At 73.9% G+C, this 17402-nt stretch carries 14 protein-coding genes and 1 tRNA gene; 8 read left to right on the top strand and 7 right to left on the bottom strand.

Annotation, left to right across the window (positions count from 1 at the left end; translation table 11 throughout):
- The first annotated feature begins 159 nt into the window (after positions 1–159).
- The 3 genes from OG444_RS32850 to OG444_RS32860 all read left to right on the top strand — a co-directional run bounded on the left by OG444_RS32850 (position 160) and on the right by OG444_RS32860 (position 3787).
- Positions 160–1053: a LysR family transcriptional regulator gene (locus OG444_RS32850; RefSeq protein ID WP_327265513.1), complete on the top strand. Its 894-nt coding sequence runs from the start codon at positions 160–162 to the stop codon at positions 1051–1053.
- Positions 1054–1141: 88 nt separating this feature from the next.
- The gene (locus OG444_RS32855; protein ID WP_327265514.1) at positions 1142–2434 is read left to right on the top strand and encodes an Ig domain-containing protein; all 1293 of its coding nucleotides are present in this window, start codon (positions 1142–1144) and stop codon (positions 2432–2434) included.
- Positions 2435–2518: 84 nt separating this feature from the next.
- A complete protein-coding gene (locus OG444_RS32860; RefSeq protein WP_327265515.1) occupies positions 2519–3787 on the top strand; it encodes a cytochrome P450 family protein in 1269 nt (422 codons plus the stop codon).
- A 42-nt stretch (positions 3788–3829) separates the two neighbouring features.
- On the opposite strand, the gene OG444_RS32865 is transcribed toward OG444_RS32860, so the two are convergent.
- Entirely contained in the window at positions 3830–5419 is a 1590-nt protein-coding gene (locus OG444_RS32865; RefSeq protein ID WP_327265516.1) for a molybdopterin-dependent oxidoreductase, read from the bottom strand.
- 204 nt (positions 5420–5623) lie between these two features.
- On the opposite strand from OG444_RS32865, the gene OG444_RS32870 reads away from it, so the two are divergent.
- The gene (locus tag OG444_RS32870) at positions 5624–6871 is read left to right on the top strand and encodes an MFS transporter (protein ID WP_327265517.1); all 1248 of its coding nucleotides are present in this window, start codon (positions 5624–5626) and stop codon (positions 6869–6871) included.
- Between the two features lie 63 nt (positions 6872–6934).
- Here the strand turns inward: OG444_RS32870 and OG444_RS32875 are convergent, their stop codons facing one another.
- Positions 6935–9274: an alpha-N-acetylglucosaminidase gene (locus OG444_RS32875; RefSeq protein ID WP_327265518.1), complete on the bottom strand. Its 2340-nt coding sequence runs from the start codon at positions 9272–9274 to the stop codon at positions 6935–6937.
- Between the two features lie 19 nt (positions 9275–9293).
- Positions 9294–10970 carry a ricin-type beta-trefoil lectin domain protein gene (locus tag OG444_RS32880; RefSeq protein WP_327265519.1) on the bottom strand — a complete coding sequence of 559 codons (1677 nt, stop codon included), beginning with the start codon at positions 10968–10970 and terminating at the stop codon, positions 9294–9296.
- Positions 10971–11148: 178 nt separating this feature from the next.
- Here OG444_RS32880 and OG444_RS32885 point away from each other — a divergent pair, with 178 nt between their 5' ends.
- Positions 11149–11790 (top strand): TetR/AcrR family transcriptional regulator, encoded by a 642-nt coding sequence (locus tag OG444_RS32885; RefSeq protein ID WP_327265520.1) that lies wholly within the window; start codon positions 11149–11151, stop codon positions 11788–11790.
- A 14-nt stretch (positions 11791–11804) separates the two neighbouring features.
- Entirely contained in the window at positions 11805–12752 is a 948-nt protein-coding gene (locus tag OG444_RS32890; RefSeq protein ID WP_327265521.1) for a serine/threonine dehydratase, read from the top strand.
- Positions 12753–12774: 22 nt separating this feature from the next.
- Here the strand turns inward: OG444_RS32890 and OG444_RS32895 are convergent, their stop codons facing one another.
- Positions 12775–13245, bottom strand: coding sequence for a universal stress protein (locus OG444_RS32895; protein ID WP_327265522.1), 471 nt, complete (start codon positions 13243–13245; stop codon positions 12775–12777).
- A 191-nt stretch (positions 13246–13436) separates the two neighbouring features.
- On the opposite strand from OG444_RS32895, the gene OG444_RS32900 reads away from it, so the two are divergent.
- Positions 13437–13802: a hypothetical protein gene (locus tag OG444_RS32900; RefSeq protein ID WP_327265523.1), complete on the top strand. Its 366-nt coding sequence runs from the start codon at positions 13437–13439 to the stop codon at positions 13800–13802.
- Between the two features lie 285 nt (positions 13803–14087).
- Here the strand turns inward: OG444_RS32900 and OG444_RS32905 are convergent, their stop codons facing one another.
- Positions 14088–14378, bottom strand: a complete 291-nt coding sequence (locus tag OG444_RS32905; protein ID WP_327265524.1) for a hypothetical protein — start codon at positions 14376–14378, stop codon at positions 14088–14090.
- Between the two features lie 220 nt (positions 14379–14598).
- Between OG444_RS32905 and OG444_RS32910 the strand changes: the two genes are divergently transcribed.
- A complete protein-coding gene (locus OG444_RS32910; protein WP_327265525.1) occupies positions 14599–15405 on the top strand; it encodes a hypothetical protein in 807 nt (268 codons plus the stop codon).
- On the opposite strand, the gene OG444_RS32915 is transcribed toward OG444_RS32910, so the two are convergent.
- Together OG444_RS32915 and OG444_RS32920 are read right to left on the bottom strand one after the other, a co-directional pair.
- Positions 15406–17244 carry a hypothetical protein gene (locus OG444_RS32915; RefSeq protein WP_327265526.1) on the bottom strand — a complete coding sequence of 613 codons (1839 nt, stop codon included), beginning with the start codon at positions 17242–17244 and terminating at the stop codon, positions 15406–15408.
- Positions 17244–17319: transfer RNA gene (locus tag OG444_RS32920), tRNA-Cys, on the bottom strand. Before OG444_RS32920 ends, OG444_RS32915 begins: the two co-directional genes overlap by 1 nt.
- Positions 17320–17402: the final 83 nt, after the last annotated feature.

The following is a 17402-nucleotide window of genomic DNA, read 5'->3' on the forward strand; positions in this document are numbered from 1 at the left end:
CGGGCCGCCCCCGCGGCGCGGGCCGGCGGACCGCGCCCTCGCGGACATGCCGCACCGGCATGCCGATCCGCCGACCGGGCATGACCCTCACACGGGCCCGGTCAGTTGTTCACCGGACGAGCCCTTACAGGTACAGCCCCACGCGGTTACCGTCCGGTCATGACCCCCACCCTCGCGCAGCTCCGCTACCTCGTCGCCGTCGCCGACTGCCGCTCCATCACCGGCGCCGCCGCCTCGGTCTTCGTCGCCCAGTCCGCGCTGTCCCGGGCCGTCCAGGCGATGGAGCGCGATCTCGGCGTCGAACTCCTGGCCCGCCGGGGAAGGGGGGTGGACCTCACGCCGGAGGGGGCCCGGGTCGTCCGCCTGGCCCGGACCGTGCTCAACGCGGTGGAGGCCATCGACGACATCGGGACCCCGCACGGCAGCGACACCCGGGCCGTCCTGACCCTCGCCACCACGCCCACCCTCGCCCTTGACCTGGCCACCGACCTGATCGCGGCCTTCACCGGACGGCATCCGACCGTCGACGTCCGGCTGCAGCAGCACGGCAGCAGGGAGGCGCTGGCCGAGGAGGTCACCCAGGGGCGCTCGGAACTGGCCCTGGTCGACCTGCCGATCGACAAGGAGCTCTCCACCCATTTCATCCAGGAGCGCGAGGTGGTGCTGATCTCCCCCCTCGGCTCCCGGCTGCCGCACCCGATGCCCCTGCGCATGCTCGACGGGCTGCCCATGGTGCTGCCCACGCCGGGGACGGGCCGGCGCACCGAGATGGAGGCCATGTTCAGCTGCCTCGGGGTACGGCCCGTCCCCACCCTGGAGGTCGATGAACGCCTCGCCTGGGTGACGGGTGTGACGGACGGCCGCGGCTCGCTCATCTGGTACCGGGACGTGGTGCTCCGGGCCTTCGGCAGTCGGGCCGAAATTCGCTCCTTCACACCGCCGTTGCTGCGCCCGGTGGGTATCGCCCACGCACGGCGTCCGCTGAGCCGGGCCGCCCGCGCGTTCATCGCGCAGGCCGGGCACAAGGCACCGGTCCGGGAGCCGGTGCGCTGACGGGACATGCCCCCACGGCATTGAACGATGCTCGAACGGGAGGAGGCCGGGCCTGGCACACGAACTGATGGCCCCTCACATTGTGTGCATGTCCCGACTCCCGACACCCCCATGGGCCGCCGCCCTCGTGACCGCGGCGCTCGCCACGATCCTGCCCGCACTGGCCTGGACGTCCAGCGCCGGCGCCTCCACCGCCCCCACCCCGCTCCTCGCCCCGCGCGCGGCGGTGGCCGCGGCCGCGGTACTCCTGGCGCCCGAGAAGAAGTGCACCCTGCCCGGCGGCCTCGCCGAACTCAGCGGCCTCGCCATGAGCCGCAAGCACCCCGGCGTCTTCTACGCCGTCAACGACAGCGGCAACACCCCTCAGGTCTTCGCGATCGACTGCAGCGCCGCCGCCGGCCGGCTGGTGGCCACCTTCACCCTCTCCGGCGTCGGCAACACCGACTGGGAGGGCCTGGCCCTCGGCAAGGACGGGGGCGGCGGCCCGGCGATCCTGGTCGGCGACATCGGGGACAACCTCAGCGCACGCGCGGAGATCACCGTGCACCGCTTCGCCGAACCCGATCAGCTCACGAGCGCCACGGTCACGCCCGTCACCTTCCGTTTCGCCTACGCCGATGGAAAGCACGACGCCGAGTCACTGCTCGCCGATCCCGTGACCGGTCGGCTCTACATCGCCAGCAAGCTCATCGGAGCCGCCGGGCAGCTCTACCGGGCTCCGCTGGAGCCGGTGACCGGGCAGGTCAACACCCTCACCGCGGTCCGGCCCGGCCCCGTGTTCGCCACGGACGGCGCGTTCTCGCCGTCGGGCGCCTCGTACGTCCTGCGCAGCGGCGGACCGCTGGGCGCCAACACGGCTTCCGTGTACGACAACGCCGGGGTCAGGCTCGCGGACGTCGCCCTGCCGGCCCAGTCGCAGGGGGAGACGGTGACGTACGCCGACTGCGCGAACCTGCTCGTCGGGTCCGAGAACGACCCGCAGATCTGGCGGGTGCCGCTGCCGTCGGCGGCCACCCCGGGCTGCGGCACGCCCACCCCGACGCCCACTCCCACCCCGACGCCCACCCCGACCCCCACGCCGACCCCCACCCCCACCCCGACGCCGACCCCCACCCCCGGCGGGCTGAAGTTCACCGACCCCGGCCCGCAGACGTGCAGGTTCAACCAGTCCTGCACCATCCAGCTCACCACCACCGGCGCCGTGCCCCCCGTCCGGTACGCCGTCACCGGCCTGCCCTGGGGCCTCACCCTCGACAGTGCCTCCGGGCGGATCACCGGCAAGCCCTGGGGCAGCGGCGAGTACCGGGTCACCGCCACCGCGAGCGACTCCACCGGAGCCACCGCGGGCACGGCCTTCACCCTGACGCTCAACTGGTTCTGAGACGGGACGGGGGCGGGCTTGTCCAACCAGCCCCCGAGACCGCACTGTTGACCGAGTTTCGTCCATCAGGTCAGGAGAACCGGCTTGTCGTCCCACATCTCGCCCACCCCGCAGGGCCCGCGCACCCCGCACGTGATCGACCCCGCCGGCGGCTGCCCGCATGCCCTCAACGCCCGGCTGCGCGCCGAGTACGGCGCGGTGGCGGAGGTCGTCCTCCCCGGAGGGGTGCCCGGAGCGGTCGTCCTGGGGCACGACGCGCTGAAGGAGTTCCTCGCCCACTCCGAAGTGGCCAAGAACGCCCAGCACTTCCCGGCCCTGCACGACGGCACCATCCCCGCGGACTGGCCGCTGCGCGTCTTCGCCAACGCCCAGGGCATGCACACCGCGGACGACGCCGACCACCGCCGCCTGCGCGGGCTGGTCGGCAAGGCCTTCACCGTCCGGCAGGTGGAGCGGCTGCGGCCGCGCATCGAGGAGCTCACCACCGGACTCCTCGACGACCTCGGGCTGGCGGCGGCCGCAGCCCCCGACGGGGTCGCCGACCTGTACGAGCACTTCGCCCTCCCGCTCCCGATGAAGGTCATCTGCGAGCTGCTCGGCGTGGACCCCGAGCACCGGGGCCGGCTGCACCACCTGACCAACACGGTGGTCATCGCCACCGACATCTCACCGGCCGACAAGATGGCCGCCCTCCACGAACTCATGGCACTGACCGGTGCGATCGCGGCCGCCCGCGCCGAGAACCCCGGCGAGGACCTCACCAGCGCCCTGATCGCCGCCCGCCAGGACGACGGGGACCGGCTCACCGAGATCGAACTCATCGGCACCATGCGGCTGATGCTCGTCGCGGGCCACGAGACCACCCTCAACCTCATCATCAACGCCGTCCGCGCCCTGTGCGCCCACCGCGACCAGCTCGCGCTCGTCCTGGACGCGAAGGCCACCTGGTCGGACGTGGTGGACGAGACCCTGCGCTGGGACACTCCGGTCAGCTGGTTCCCCTTCCGCTACCCCACCCGCGACCTGACCTTCGACGGGACCGTCATCGCGCAGGGCACCCCTGTGCTGGCCGGCTACAGCGCGGCCGGCCGCGACGAGGCCTTCCACGGTCCGGACGCCGACCGCTTCGACATCACGCGCCCCACGGCCGCCCGCAGCCTCTCCTTCGGCCACGGCGCCCACTACTGCACCGGGGCCCCGCTCGCCCGGCTGGAGGCCACGATCGCCCTGGAGCGGCTCTTCACCCGCTTCCCCGACCTCGACCTCGCGGTCCCGGAGGCCGAACTCCCGTACCAGCGCAGCTTCATCAGCAACAACGTCCAGTCGCTCCCGGTCCGCGTGACGCGCCGCTAGGTCCCGGACAAGTCCCTGGGCCGATCCGGGGGCGTCCCCGGATCAGCCCAGGGCCCGGACGTCGACGTCCACCGTGTGCCACCCGGTCGCCCCGTCGGGCACGGTCCCGGTGCGGTCCCCCGTCTGTACGGCGCCCGTGCCGTCCGTCGCGCGGACCTCCAGCCTGTGGCGGCCGGGGGTCGCCTCCCACGGCCACACCCACTGCCGCCAGGTGTCCACGCCGTCCGCGGAACCGAGCCGCGCCTCCTGCCAGGCGCCCCCGTCCACCCGCACCTGGACCCCGTCGATCCCGCGGTGCTGGGCCCACGCCACCCCGGCGACCGCCACCCGGCCCGGCGCCAGGCCGGCGTACGGGCGCGGGGTGTCGATCCGCGACTGCGTCTTGACCGGGGCCTGCTGGGCCCAGGACCTGCGCACCCAGTAGGCGTCGTAGGCGGCGAAGGTGGTCAGCCGCAGCTCATCGATCCACTTGCAGGCCGAGACGTAGCCGTACAGGCCCGGTACGACCATCCGGACCGGGAAGCCGTGCGCGAAGGGCAGGGGCCGCCCGTTCATGCCCACGGCCAGCAGCGCCGCCCGGCCGTCCATGACGGTCTCGACCGGAGTGCCGATGGTCATGCCGTCCACCGAACGCGCCACCAGCTGATCGGCCGGACCGCCCTGGGACGGCGGCCGCACCCCCGCCTCGCGGAGCAGGTCCCCGAGGCGTACGCCGAGCCAGCGGGCGTTGCCCGCGTACGGGCCGCCCACCTCGTTGGACACGCAGGTGAGGGTGATGTCGTGCTCGACGACCGGGCGGGCCAGGAGCTGACGCAGATCGAGGGTCAGGGGCCTGCTCACCCCCTCGCCATGGATGCGCAGCCGCCAGGTGTCCGCGTCCACGCGGGGGACGACGAGCGCGGTGTCCACCCGGTAGAAGTCCTGGTTCCCAGTGATGAAGGGGCCGAGCCCCGGCACCCGCAGGTCCGCCCCGGCGGGCACCGGCGGCGCGGGCACCGTGGGCCGGGGGAGCACGAAGTCGGCCCGGGAGGCGGTGGCCCCGGCCGCACCGTGGGCCCCCAGACGGCGCGCGCCGAGGCCGACCCCGGCCGACACCGCCAGGACGGCGGCGACCAGCCGGCCGAAGCCGCGCCGGTCCATCGCCCAGGCTCCTTGCTGCGGCGCTCCGGCCGGGCGGGGCCGCGTCCCCGCCGTGATCAGCAGGTACAGCACGCCGGCCGAGGCCAGTGCGCCCACCAGCGCTGGCAGCGCGTCCCGCCAGGAGGCCTCCGGCCGACTGAGCGCCGCCAGCGCCCCCACCAGCCCGAAGCCGCCCACGACCGCGATCCCGGCCGCGAGGTGGCGTACGGCGAGCAGCCCGGACCCGACGGCGGCCACGGCCAGGACGGCGAGGATGCCGAAGCCCAGCACCAGCTTGTCGGCGGTGCCGAACAGCCCGATCGCCCATTCCCGGACGGCCACCGGCGTCAGGTCGACCACCGCACCGCCGACGGCCGTGACCGGCGAGGCTTCGGGCCGGCCGGCCGCGGCGGTCAGCTGCGCGAGCGCCAGCCCGGCGACGGCCGCGACGATCCCGCTGACGGCGCCCACCGCGCGCCGCGGCCGTGCGGGACGGCTCGGGTCTGCCTTCACACCGCCAGTGTGCCGCGCTCCGGCGGCTCCGCGGCGATGCCGTGCCGCAGTGCCGCCAAGGGCCGACGGGGAAGTGGGGGAGTGCGGGCGGCTTACGCCCAGGGTGAAGGGGCCATGCCCAGAGTGAACCGGCCGTGTCGGGGTCCGGGCGCGTGGTGAGGATGGCGTCATGAAACCCCGTGATCTCTCCGAAGAGCAGAAGCCATGTCCGTGAAGCCGGCCCGGAGCGTCAGCACCTCGCCCTACTGGCCGGTGATCACCCACTCGACGCTGCGCCGGCTGTTACCCGGGTTCACCGTCTCGTCCCTCGGCGACGGCATGGCCGTGGTCGCCGTGAGCTGGCTGGCGATCGAGATCGCGCCTGCGGCGGAGCGCGGAATGTGGGTCGCCCTGGCGGCCGCGGCCTACACCCTCTCGGGCGCCGCGGGCGCCGTCCTCCTCGGGCGCTTCCTGAGCCGCCGCTCCCCGGCGCGGCTGGTCGCCTGGGACGCGGTGCTGCGCGCCACCGCTCTGGGTGCGATACCCGTGTGCCACGCCCTCGGGATGCTGAGCATCGAGCTGTACGTCGTGCTGCTCGCCGCGTCCTCCGTCCTCCACTCCTGGGGCCAGGCGGGCATCTACACCCTGCTCGCCCGGCTGCTGCCGGAGCGCGACCATCTGGCCGGCAACGCCGTGCTGTCCGGCATCGGCTCGCTCTGCACCGTCTTCGGCCCGCCGCTCGCCGGCGCCCTCATCCTCTGGGGCGGCGCCGCGACCGTGATCGCCGTCGACGCGGCCACCTTCATCGTCCTGGCCGCGACCTTCTTCCTGGCCTTCCCGCGGGGCGACGGGCCCGCACCCGGGGCGAGTGCTTCGCGCAGCGCGGGCTTCGCCGTCATCCGCCGCACTCCGGCCCTGCTGGGGCTGCTCGCCCTGAGTTTCGTCTTCTTCTGCCTCTTCGGCCCCGTGTACGTGGCTCTGCCGCTGTACGTGTCGGACGGCCTGGGCGGTCCCGCGGGTCTGCTGGCCGCCTTCTACACCGCGTTCGGTGTCGGCGCCGTCCTCGGCTCCGTGCTGACCGGATACCTGCGCCGCCTGCCGATGTGGCCGGCCACGACCGGCATCGTCCTCGCCTTCGGACTCTTCATGCTGCCGACGGGGCTGGGGGCGCCGACGGCCGTCGCCGTCGTCGGGTTCGCCGCCGCCGGACTGCTCTGGCCCCCGTACGCCTCGCTCTCCACCGCCCTCTTCCAGCGCTCGGCCCCACCGGAACTGCTTCCCCAGACCCTGGCCGCGAGCTCGGCGGTCCGGGTGCTCGCGGTCCCGCTCGGGACGGCACTGGGCGGACCGCTGGTGTCCGGGCTCGGGGCCCGGGAGACCCTGCTGGTCTCGGCCGTCTCGATCGCCGTCCTCGGTCTGGCGGCCGCCGGGGCCGTGCGGGGCGCACGTGCCCGGCGCGGGCGACGGCCGTGACCCGTGCCAAGGGCCGGCCCCGGCACCCGGCGAAGGGGCGCCGGGGCCGGCCCGTGGCGCAGGTCAGCGGGTGGCGGCCGGCGGGGGCAGGGCTGCCGCGACCTGCTCGGCCAGCCGGTACGGGTCCCCGCTCGGCCGGTCCGGATGCCGGGTGGTCCGCCCGGCCCACTCGGCCTCGAAGGCGTGCCAGTCGATCTGCCGCGGGGCTGCCTTCCGGACCAGCGCCTCGTCCAGCGAAGCGAAGTAGTGCGCCCACCGGGGGGCGTACAACTCCGAGATCAGGCCGTTCCATTCACGGTTCGCGTAGTCGTGCAGGAAACCACCCTCGCTGGTGCTGCGGCGGCCCCACACGCTCAGGAGCGAGCGGGCGTCGTACTCGTACCGGTCCTGCTCGGCCCGGTCGGTCCCCCAGGAGCGGGCCCCGGAGAGCCAGCCCCCGAGGAGGAAGGCCGGATCGGAACCGGTGACCGCGTCCAGCTTCCGCATCCCGTCCTGCCATTCGGCCGTCAGCGCACGGAAGCGGGTCAGGTCCTTGGCCTCGTAGGCCGCCCTGATCCTCGGCAGCAGTACCCGCGAGTGGTTGGCGAGGGCCTGGCGGGCGGTGTCCACCAGGTCGAAGCGGTAGGCGCTGGAGCCGCGCAGCGCCGGGTCCACCTTCAGCAGGTGGTCCAGGGCCTTGCGCACCGAACCGGCCGGATAGCGCATGGACCGGGGGCTCCAGTACGCCGCCCCGGCCGCGGTCAGCGCCGGCCTTGCGGTGAACAGGCTGTCCTGCGACTCCGACCACAGCCCCGAGGAGGTGCTGTACGGGCCCTTGCGGAGCTCCTCCCAGGCCGCCGCGGCCTCGGCGTCGGGGCGGCCGTAGCGGCGGGCCGCGAAGTCGGCGAACCACTTGCGCTGGTCGATCGGCCCGCGTTCCCAGGCCAGGTCGGTGAAGAGGTCGAAGGCGGCCGGGTTGGTCCCCGTGGCCTCCGGCAGGTAGGCGGTCCCGGCGAGCGCACTGTCCGCCTTGTCCCGCCAGGGGCCGAACCGCTCGATCCAGACCGAGCTGTTCGCACCGACCGTGGTGTGCCCGCCGAAGTTGTAGATGGTGCCCATCGCGTACGGGGCTCCGCCCCAACGGGCCTCGCGGTCCAGCCGGTTGTAACGGTCGGACAGCCCGTCCAGGATCAGCAGCTTCGAGGTGTCCACCCCGGCCAGCAGCTCGGCGGTGGGGTCGTCCTGCCAGCCCAGCACCGCCCACAGCGCGCCGGGGCGGGCGGCGTGCAGCGCGTCCTGGATGGCGCGCGCGGCGGCGCCGACGTCGACGGAGCCGGTCTGGCCGCCCTCGTGCAACGGGCTCATCCGGTACATCGTGCTGTCCCCGAACACCGCGCGCTGCTCGGCGTAGTAGGCGGCGGCCAGCTTCGCGAACACGGGCGAGGCGGGGTCCAGCCAGTCCGGGCGGTCGAAGCCCGCCCAGTCGCCCTGCGCCACCGTCGACGATCCCGGGTTGCGCGCGGCGAACCCGGGCGGCACCGTGCCGAAGTAGCCGGGCAGCACCGCCGTCATGCCGAGCCCGCGCAGCTGCTCGGCGATCCGCCCGCCCAGCGCGGCGCGCTCGCGCATCAGCCGCTCGGGGACCGGGCCGCCGAATTCGCTCAGGTTCTGCAGCAGCCACCAGCTCTGGTGGCCGGGGCCGGGGATCCACCGCCGCAGTTCCTCGGCGGAGTAGCCGAACCCCTGGAGCGCCCGGTAGTACGGGTACTCGGCGCCCACCTGCACGAACACCTCGTTGATGCCGTGCAGGGCCATCAGGTCGATCTGCCGCTGGTGCTCCTCGAAGGAGCGGTAGGGGCCGGAGTACCCGTCGTCGGTGTCGTTCAGCGCGTACCGGTGCGGGACCTGGGCGCTGCGGGTGACCGGTGACGGCACCGCCGGCAGCCGGGCGGGCAGCATGCCGATGCTGTCGCCGGGCCAGCCGATGTCGACCCCGGCGACGTGCTGGAGGTACCAGCCGACACCGGTGAGCAGGGTGGCTCCGGTGCTGCCGCGCACGGTGATCGCGCCGGCGGTCCCGGAGACCGTGAAGGTGTCGGGGCCGGCGGTGGTGTCGGGTACAAGCGTGAACTGCCGCCAGTGGCGCGGAAGGAGCCGCCCCAGAGCCGCCCGCGCGGGCGCGACGTCGAAGGCCCGGGCCCGCGCCCGGGGCGCGGTGGCGTGCGCGTCGGCCCGTACGGGCCGTACGGCGGTGCGTACGTCCGTCGTCACGCCGGCGCGTGCGGGCGACCCCGCACCCGGGGCGGTGGCCCCGGGCGCGGGCCCCGCGCAGATCAGCGCCAGCAGCGCCGCGGGAAGAGCGGCGAGGGCGAGCGGGCGCCGGGTCCCGGGCCTGCGCCCGCTATGGTGCGTCGGGTTCCTCATCCGTTCGTCGCCCGGGCCGTCAGACCGGCAGGGCCCAGGCCTGGTCGACCCGGTGGTCGCCGCAGTCGGTCAGTCGCAGGCGCTCGGCCGGGGCGGTGGCCGCGGGAGCGGTCAGGCACAGTCCGCTGACCTCCTCGACGAGGGTTCCGTCACGGCGCTGCGACCAGCTCTGGCCGGGCTGTTCGGCGGGCCGGTTCGAGCAGTCGGCCAGCTCCACGAGGCGGCCCTCGCCCACCGACAGGCACTCGCCGGACAGGCGAAGGCGTGCGTCCTCGCCCACGGTCCAGCGCTGGTCGGGGGCTCCGGTGCAGACGGCCATCACCACGGCGCCGACACCGCTCGTGCTGGCCCCGTCGGCGCACCTGGCGCCGTCACCGACGATCTGCCCGGTCGGCACGGCCTCGGCGCAGCCGCGCGGGCTGAGCCGCCAGACCCCGGTGTCGTGCCCGGCCACCTTGCCGGTCAGCGTCCCGGAGATGTCGCGGCTCGCGCCGCTCCACAGGTCCTGGGCGCCGGCCGTGCAGTCGGCCAGGCCGATCTCGGCGAGCGGTACGTTGATGTCCCGGGTGGTGGCCGAGCGGTTGAGCACGGCCACCGCGCGGTCGCCGTTCGCGAGCGGCCGCACCAGGATCTCGAAGGTGGCGTTGGAGGAGACCACCGCGCCCTGACGGCCCATCGGGTCCTGGTCCAGCTGGATCATCCGGGTGTTGCCGAGGGCCGCGAGGCCGGCGGGGGTCAGCCTGGAGACGTCGGAGGACAGGATGAAGGGGGAGGCCATCATGGCCCAGAGGGCGACCTGGCTGCGGCTCTCGGTGGCGGTGAGCCCGGGGGCGCCCGCGATCAGGAAGTCGGGGTCGTTCCAGTTGCCGGGGCCCGCGTAGCGGCCGAGCCAGCGGTTGTAGCCGTAGTTGCCGAGGACGGCACTCCACCGGGAGGTGGCGGGCGACGCCGGGTTGTAGACCTTGATGTCCTTGCCCTCGCGCCACAGCTGGCCGGTCTCGCCGACCCAGCCGAGGACCTTGTGCCAATCGGAGCCGCCCCACTCGCCCTGCTGGAAGTAGGCGGGCGCGGAGGCCGACAGGACCATGTCCCGGCCGCTCTCCCGCAGGGCCTTCGCCACGCCGTTGTAGGCGTCCCGGTACGCCTGCTCCTTGGTCGCGCCCTCCGGGACCCACAGGTTGCAGCCGTCCATCTTGACGTAGTCCACCTTCCAGGAGGCGAACTGGCGGGCGTCCTGCGCGTAGTGGTCCTCGCCGCCGCCCTGGGGTGCGCCACTCCCCGGATACTTCTCGCAGGTCATGGAGCCAGCGTCCTGGTAGATGCCGAACTTCAGGCCCTTGGCGTGCAGATACTCGCCGAGCCAGGCCATGCCGTGCGGGAACTTCGCCGTGTCGACGACCAGACTGCCCTGTGCGTCACGGCTCTTGGTCATCCAGCAGTCGTCGACGGTCACCGTGTCGTAGCCCTTGGCGGCGAGCCCGGTGGACACGAGCGCGTCGGCGTTGGCGACCACCGTGGCCTCGTCGATGTCGCACATGTAGTGCGCCCAGTTGTTCCAGCCCATGGGAGGGGTGAGCGCGAGCGGGGTGTCCGAGGTCGCCCGGGGCTCGGCCGCCACCGGGGCGGGGGAGAGCGCGAGGGCGAACAGGGCGGCCGCGGTCAGACAGGGGAGCGTTGCACGCAGGCGAGGCGGCACGGAGTCTCCTTGACGTGGGGGCAGTGACGGCAGTGACGTGCGGGCAGTCGTGCGCCCAGTGCAGCGAGGCGATTACCCACTGTCAACACAAGTCGCTGATTGTCGGCCGATGACCAGCAATATGGCTGCAATCGGTGTCACACGAAAGTGCAGATACGTCGTATGTTACGGTGTATCTATGCCGCGAAGATCAGCCGCCCTGGACCGCGCGACCCCCGAGGCCATCGCCGTCACCGCCCTGCGGATCCTTGACGAGCAGGGTCCCGGCCACTTGAGCTTCCGCACCCTCGCCGACCGGCTCGACGTCTCCCACGCCACCGTCCAGCGCCGCTGCACGGACCTCGCCGGTCTGCTCGACCTGTGCACCGAGCACCTCGCCGGACAGCTCCCCGAGATCCCCGCCGGCACCGACTGGGCGCAGGCCACCGAACAGCGGTTCCGCTCGCTGTACCTGCTGCTCACCGCCCACCCCGGGCTGCTGGTGCTGCGCGGCGGACGGCCCTGGCTCGGCCGGCAGCTGCTGGCCCGGCTCGTCGAGCCCGCACTCGCCGACAGCGTGGCCGCCGGGATGAGCGTCGCCGAGGCGATGACCGTCTACCGCCGCATGTACCTGCTGACCCTCGGCAGCGCGGCCTTCGTCGACCACCGGGATCCGGCGGGGGCCACCGCCGCCTCGCGCGCCGCCCTGGCCGCACTGGATCCCGGGGACTTCCCCGTGCTCGGCGGCGCCCTGCCCGACGTACTGCCCGCCCTGACGGACCACGAGGTGTACTACGGCGCCCTGCGCCAGCTGATCGAAGCCGCCCGGCCCACCACCTGATGGGGAGACAGTCCATGCAAGCAGCACCGGCCCAGCAGCTCGACTACGCAGCCGTACGCGCCGCCGCGGCCCGGATCGCGGGCGGGGTGCGGCCCGTCACGGTGGCGCCCGCGGCCGAAGGCGTCTGGTACGCGCTGGAGTACCTCCAGCACACCGGGACCTTCAAGGCGCGCGGCGCCCGCAACTTCCTCGCCGCCCACCACGAGGCCGGCACCCTCCCGGCCGCCGGGGTCACCATCGCCTCCGGCGGCAACGCCGGGCTCGCCTGCGCCTGGGCGGCCCGCGCGCTGTCCGTGCCCGCGACCGTGTTCCTGCCCGCCAACGCCCCGCACGTGAAGGTGGAACGGCTGCGCGGGTACGGGGCCGAGGTGCGGCTCGTCGGCGACCGGTACGCCCAGGCGCTGGCCGCCTGCGAGGAGTTCGCCGCCGGGAGCGGGGCCCTCAGCAGCCATGCCTACGACCACCCGCTCATCGCGGCGGGCGCCGGAACCCTGCTCGACGAGATCCGGGCCGCCCTGCCCGGGCTGGACGCGGTGGTCGTCGCGGTCGGCGGCGGCGGCCTCTTCGCCGGGATCGCCACCGCCGCGCGCGAGCACGGCGTACGGGTGATCGCGGTCGAGCCGGAGAACTGCCGGGCCCTGAACTCCGCCCTGGCGGCGGGCCGGGTCGTGGACGTGACCGTGGACTCCGTCGCCGCCGACTCCCTGGGGGCCACCCGGGTCTCGGCGGACGCGCTCGCCGCCGCGCAGGAGAAGAACGTGACATCCGTCCTCGTGTCCGACGACCGGATCACGGCCGCCCGGCGCGGGCTCTGGGAGGAGCACCGGATCGTGGTCGAGGCGGGTGCGGCCACCGCCCTTGCCGGGCTGCGCGCTGCGCCGGAGCCCCTCGGCGACCGGGTCGCCGTCATCCTCTGCGGGGCCAACACGGACCCCCGGGACCTGGTGGGCCCGGGAGTCTGAGCCAGGCCGGTCCGCCCCGGCCTCAGTCGTTGTCGTCCGCGCCCTCGCGGACGACAACGACCGTACCGGCGGAGTACTGCACGACCTGCTGGCTCACCGACCCCAGCAACGCGCCCTTGAAACCCCCGTACCCGCGGGTGCCGACCACCATCAGGTCCGCCTCCTTCGAGGCGTCGACCAGGACCTGCGCCGGGGAGCCCTGCTCGACGCGCCGGAAGACCGGCACGCCCGGCGAGGTGCCGACGGCCGCGGCGACCGTGTCCGCCAGCTTCCGGCGCGCGGCCTCCTCGGCCGTCACCGCCTCCGCGTCGGAGGTCTCGGCAGCCGTCGGGCCGATGGCGAACGGATTGCGGTTCCACTCCCAGGCCATGACCGCGTGCACCCGGCCTCCCGTCATCGCGGCCTGCGCGACCGCCCAGCGCAGGGCTTCCTTCGAATGGTTCGACCCGTCCACGCCGACGACGATCAGCTGCTCGATGGGCTGCTCACTCACGGTGGGGTCCTCTCGCTCCGCCCGAAATGGTCACTCTCCTCCCTGTATACACGGACCAGGGGGTCCGACCTCGAACGACGATCGTTGCGACGGCCGGCGACTTTCGAGGACAGCCCGCGGCTCCCGCCCCTTGCGAGGGTGTGAGTGTCCAGGCGACCGACGCCGGACACGAACGACATGGAGGAACGGGCGTGGCACAGCGCAAGGGCTGTCTGATCGGGTGCGCGGTGGCGCTGGTGCTGGGCGTGGGTGTCCTCGTGGCCCTGGTCTTCGGTGTGGGGAAGTTCCTCGACATGGCCGACAACACCATGGTCGACCCGGCGGTCTACGAGGCCGTGAAGACCGGCGACGCGGAGGGCGAGGTCCGCGGCAGGCTCCCGTCCGGCGAAAGCTTCGTCAAGAGCGCCCTCAAGGAGGGCGGCCCGGTCGAGCCCGAGGGCAGCGCCTGCGCCTGGTACATCTCCAGCGGCGATCCGGAGGGCGGGAACGAGACCGTGCTCCGCTTCTGCTTCAAGGACGGCAAGCTCGCGGAGAAGACCAAGTACCCGATGAAGTAGCAGGAACGCCCGTCACGGGGCGCAGGGCCGCGGGGCCCGGACATCGGCGCGGTTGCCGTGCCCGGGCCGTCGCGGACATGCAGCGGTGGGCTCCCCGACGGGGCGCCGCCCGCCCCCTCTGCGCCGACCGCTCCGCCAACTCCTCTTCGAACTCGGCGGAGTTGACATGCCGCCCGCCTGCGCGCTCCCTCCGCGCGGCCCGCGCTCCTCGACATGACCCCGCTGGTCGGTACCTACCGCCGCGAAGGGGTGGTCGTCACCGTCGGCGTGGGGCCCGAAAGGCCGCTACTTCCCCTTGAGCAGCTGGTCGACCCTGGGCACGGACAGACCCATCAGAGCCGACACCTGCTTGAGGGTGCGCCCCTGCCTCAGCTCGACCACGGCAGCGATGCGCACGTCCTTGACCGCCTTGGCCACATCCGGCAGCAGCTGGTCCGTGAACAGCCGCGCCGCCCGTTCCCGTGCGACCGGGTCCTCGACGTCGGCGATGCGAGCACGGACGGCGCTCGTGTACTCGGCGGTCAAGATGCGCAGGTCATCGCGTGCCTGCTGGTCGGACAGGCTGGTGTCGGTCATGTGATCAGCGTACGCAGTCATGGTAGGAATTTAAGATGACCTTCCCTGTCAACGCGTGTCACGCCACACGCCAGAGGGCGAAGTGGGCTACCGGAACGGGGGGTTCGGTGTGCAGCGCGCCAGGTCTGCGGCCAAGTTCCGCAATCCGTCGAGCCGTTGCGCGTAGCGGGAGGGGGCCGACCGTCCGTCCACGGCCGTCTCACACATCGGGAGCGCCAGCATGATCCTCGAACTCGCCGTGATCTACACGACCCGGCTCGACGCCTGCCGCGACTTCTACCGCGGCATCGGCCTCGTCCTCGTGCCCGAGCGGCACGGCAACGGCCCCGAGCACTACGCGGCGATGCTCGACGACGGTGGCGTGCTGGAGCTCTACCCGGCCACGGGCCGCCCGGAGACCGGCTACCTGCGCCTGGGTCTGACCGCCCCGCCGAACGGCGCCGGGTTCCTGCCGCCGGGCCGGCACACGCTCACCGACCCGGACGGCCGCACGGTCGTCCTCACCGTCGCGGAGGCCGCCCCGGGCGAGGCCCGGACGGCGCCGAAGGCCGGTGAGCGGGCGGCCCGTACGACCGGCGCCGCTTCCCGCGCCGCCTCCACCGGCGCACCGAAGGGCGGTCCCGTCCCCCGGGAGGGCCGCGCCGGCGTCACGTACACCGAGATAGCCGAGCACTACGGAATGAGCGCCCGCTACTTGTCGGAGAACCCCCGGTGGGGACGGCACCCCGGGTGGCCGCGCGCGATCGGAAAGCGCGGCAGAACCATCGAGTTCGACGCGGAGGCCATCGCCCGGTTCTTCGGCGAGCACCACACCCGTGAAGCCACGCCGCTCGACCCGGACCGCTGTTACACCGTCGTCGAGATCGCCGAGGCGTCCGGTCTGCAGCCCGACAGCATCCGGTCGGACATCAGCCGCGGCCGGTGGCCCGCCCCGGACGAGAGGGACGGCGACCGGAAGCTGTGGCGCGGCCGGACGGTCACCACGCATCTGGCCGGCCGCCGCATCTACCGCAACAAGCCCAAGTGACTACGGGGCGGCGCCGGTAGCGGTAGCAGCAGCGAGGCGGAGGTCGGCCAGGGGCAGGGCGATCCGCGCGGCGCGGCGCGCCGGGAGGCGGGCGGCACGATCCCCGATCCAGGCGAGTACGCGGGCCTGCTCGTCCGCGTCGCACAGCGCGAGGTGGAACAGCAGCTGCCGCCAGGCGCAGGCGGTGCTCCTGGCCGTGGCGGCCGCGCCGGTCGCGGCGGCGAACGCGCCCCGGGCCGAGGCGCCCCAGCCGTCCCGTGGGGCGACGTCCAGCTGCACGACCAGGGTGGCGAGGTTGAACGTGGTGAGGATCCGGGCCTGTTCGACGACCGCCGGGTCGCCGGCCAGTGGCCGTCCAGGGCGCCCGGCACGCTCGGCGCACAGCCGCGCGAAGCCCTCCCGGTCCCCGGCGTCCGCCAGCTCCAGCACCGCCGCGTAGTCGATCCCGTAGTAGCGCTCGTACACCGTGCCGCGCAGCAGCCCGGCGGCGGTCCGTGCGGTGCCGAGGACGTCCGGATCGGCCATCCCGCTGTAGGAGTCGGCGAACGGCTCAGCGGCGAACGACACGGGCAGTGCGGCCGACCGGGCGAGCCGCGACAGCACCAGAACGAGCAGGTTGGGCAGTCCGGCGCCCGGGAAGGCCCGCACACAGACCTCGGCGAGCATCCGCAGAGTGGTACGCGCCTGTTCCGCCGGGTCGGTGTCCCCGGGGGTGACCGCGCGGACCCAGGGCAGCGCGGTGGTCCGGGCATGCTGCTCCGGGGTCCACCACAACGGGTACCGCCGGTCCCGACGGGCCCGGTAGGTCGCCGCGATCAGGGTGCGCAGCGCCTCGTCGGCGTATCCCCGGGCGGTGAGCGTGACGATCAGCTGCCCCGCCACTTCGCCCAGCACCTCCGCGGACGGGATCGCTCCGTGCTCCAGCAGTGCGGCCAGGGGCGCGCTGCGCGCCGAGGCGACCACGGCCCGGACCGACGCCGGGACGGCGGTTCCGGCGGGCAGTCCGCAGGCCGCGGCCTCGTCCGTGGTCACCGGGACGAGGAGCGCCTCGACGTCGGCCACGCCGCCGCCCACGTCGAGCGGGGCGAGCCTGCGCAGGACGAGGGCTGCCAGGTCGTGGTGCGCGGGCCGGTCCGCCTGCTCGGCCTGGGCCCGGCGCAGCCGGGCGTGTCCGGCGGAGCCGGGACGGCCGCGCCGGGCGGCCATCGAGGCGACGGCGTGGCGCAGCAGTCCGGCGAGGCGGGGCGACAGTTCGCGCCCGGCGACCGTCTCCTCCAGCGCGCGGCGCAGGACGGCCGCATTGGACTTGGGGTCGAGGTGCTTGGTGCAGCTGGTGTGCGTGGCCGCGAGGTGGCGGTACCGCGCGAGGAGGGCGGCGCCCTCTGCGGGGTCCTGTTCGGCGCGCAGCCAGTGGCCGAGCAGCTCGTCCTCGAAGGGCCGCCAGACGGTGATCGCCTCGTGCTGCGTCCGGATCCCGGGGCGGGGGGACCGGCGGGCGAGCGTGCGGGAGACCTCGCCGACGGTGCGCACGTGCACGGCGTCCGCGTCGGGGGCGGGCCGGTCCGCGGGGTACGGCGCGAACCGCACCTCGCCGGCGAAGGGCTTCAGTTCCTCGACGAGTTCGGCTGCTGCGCCCCTCTTCCCGGCACGCAGCAGCCACGCCACGCAGAGCAGCGCGGCCTCCTCGGGTGCGCGCAGGTCGTAGCGCCCGCTGTCGAGCATCCAGCACAGCCCGGCGAGACCCTCCTCGGTGAGGCAGTGGTCGAAGAGCTCCGCGGGGGAGAGCCCGGAGGCGGAGAACATCGGGCCCGTCGGCTGCTGTCCAGCGTTGTCGTCCATGGCCGGCGTGGCAGGTCCTGCCCCTGCGCCCTCCGACTGTGCAGGTCGGTGCTCTGGCTGCTGAGCTACACGCCGTTCGAGGCGAAATCTAGACGGGGGCCGTCCCGTCGCACAACCCGCCTGCGGCTAAAGCGGTTTCGCCGCACATGGGTAAAGCG

Source organism: Streptomyces sp. NBC_01232, from assembly GCF_035989885.1.
Classification (GTDB): Bacteria; Actinomycetota; Actinomycetes; order Streptomycetales; family Streptomycetaceae; genus Streptomyces.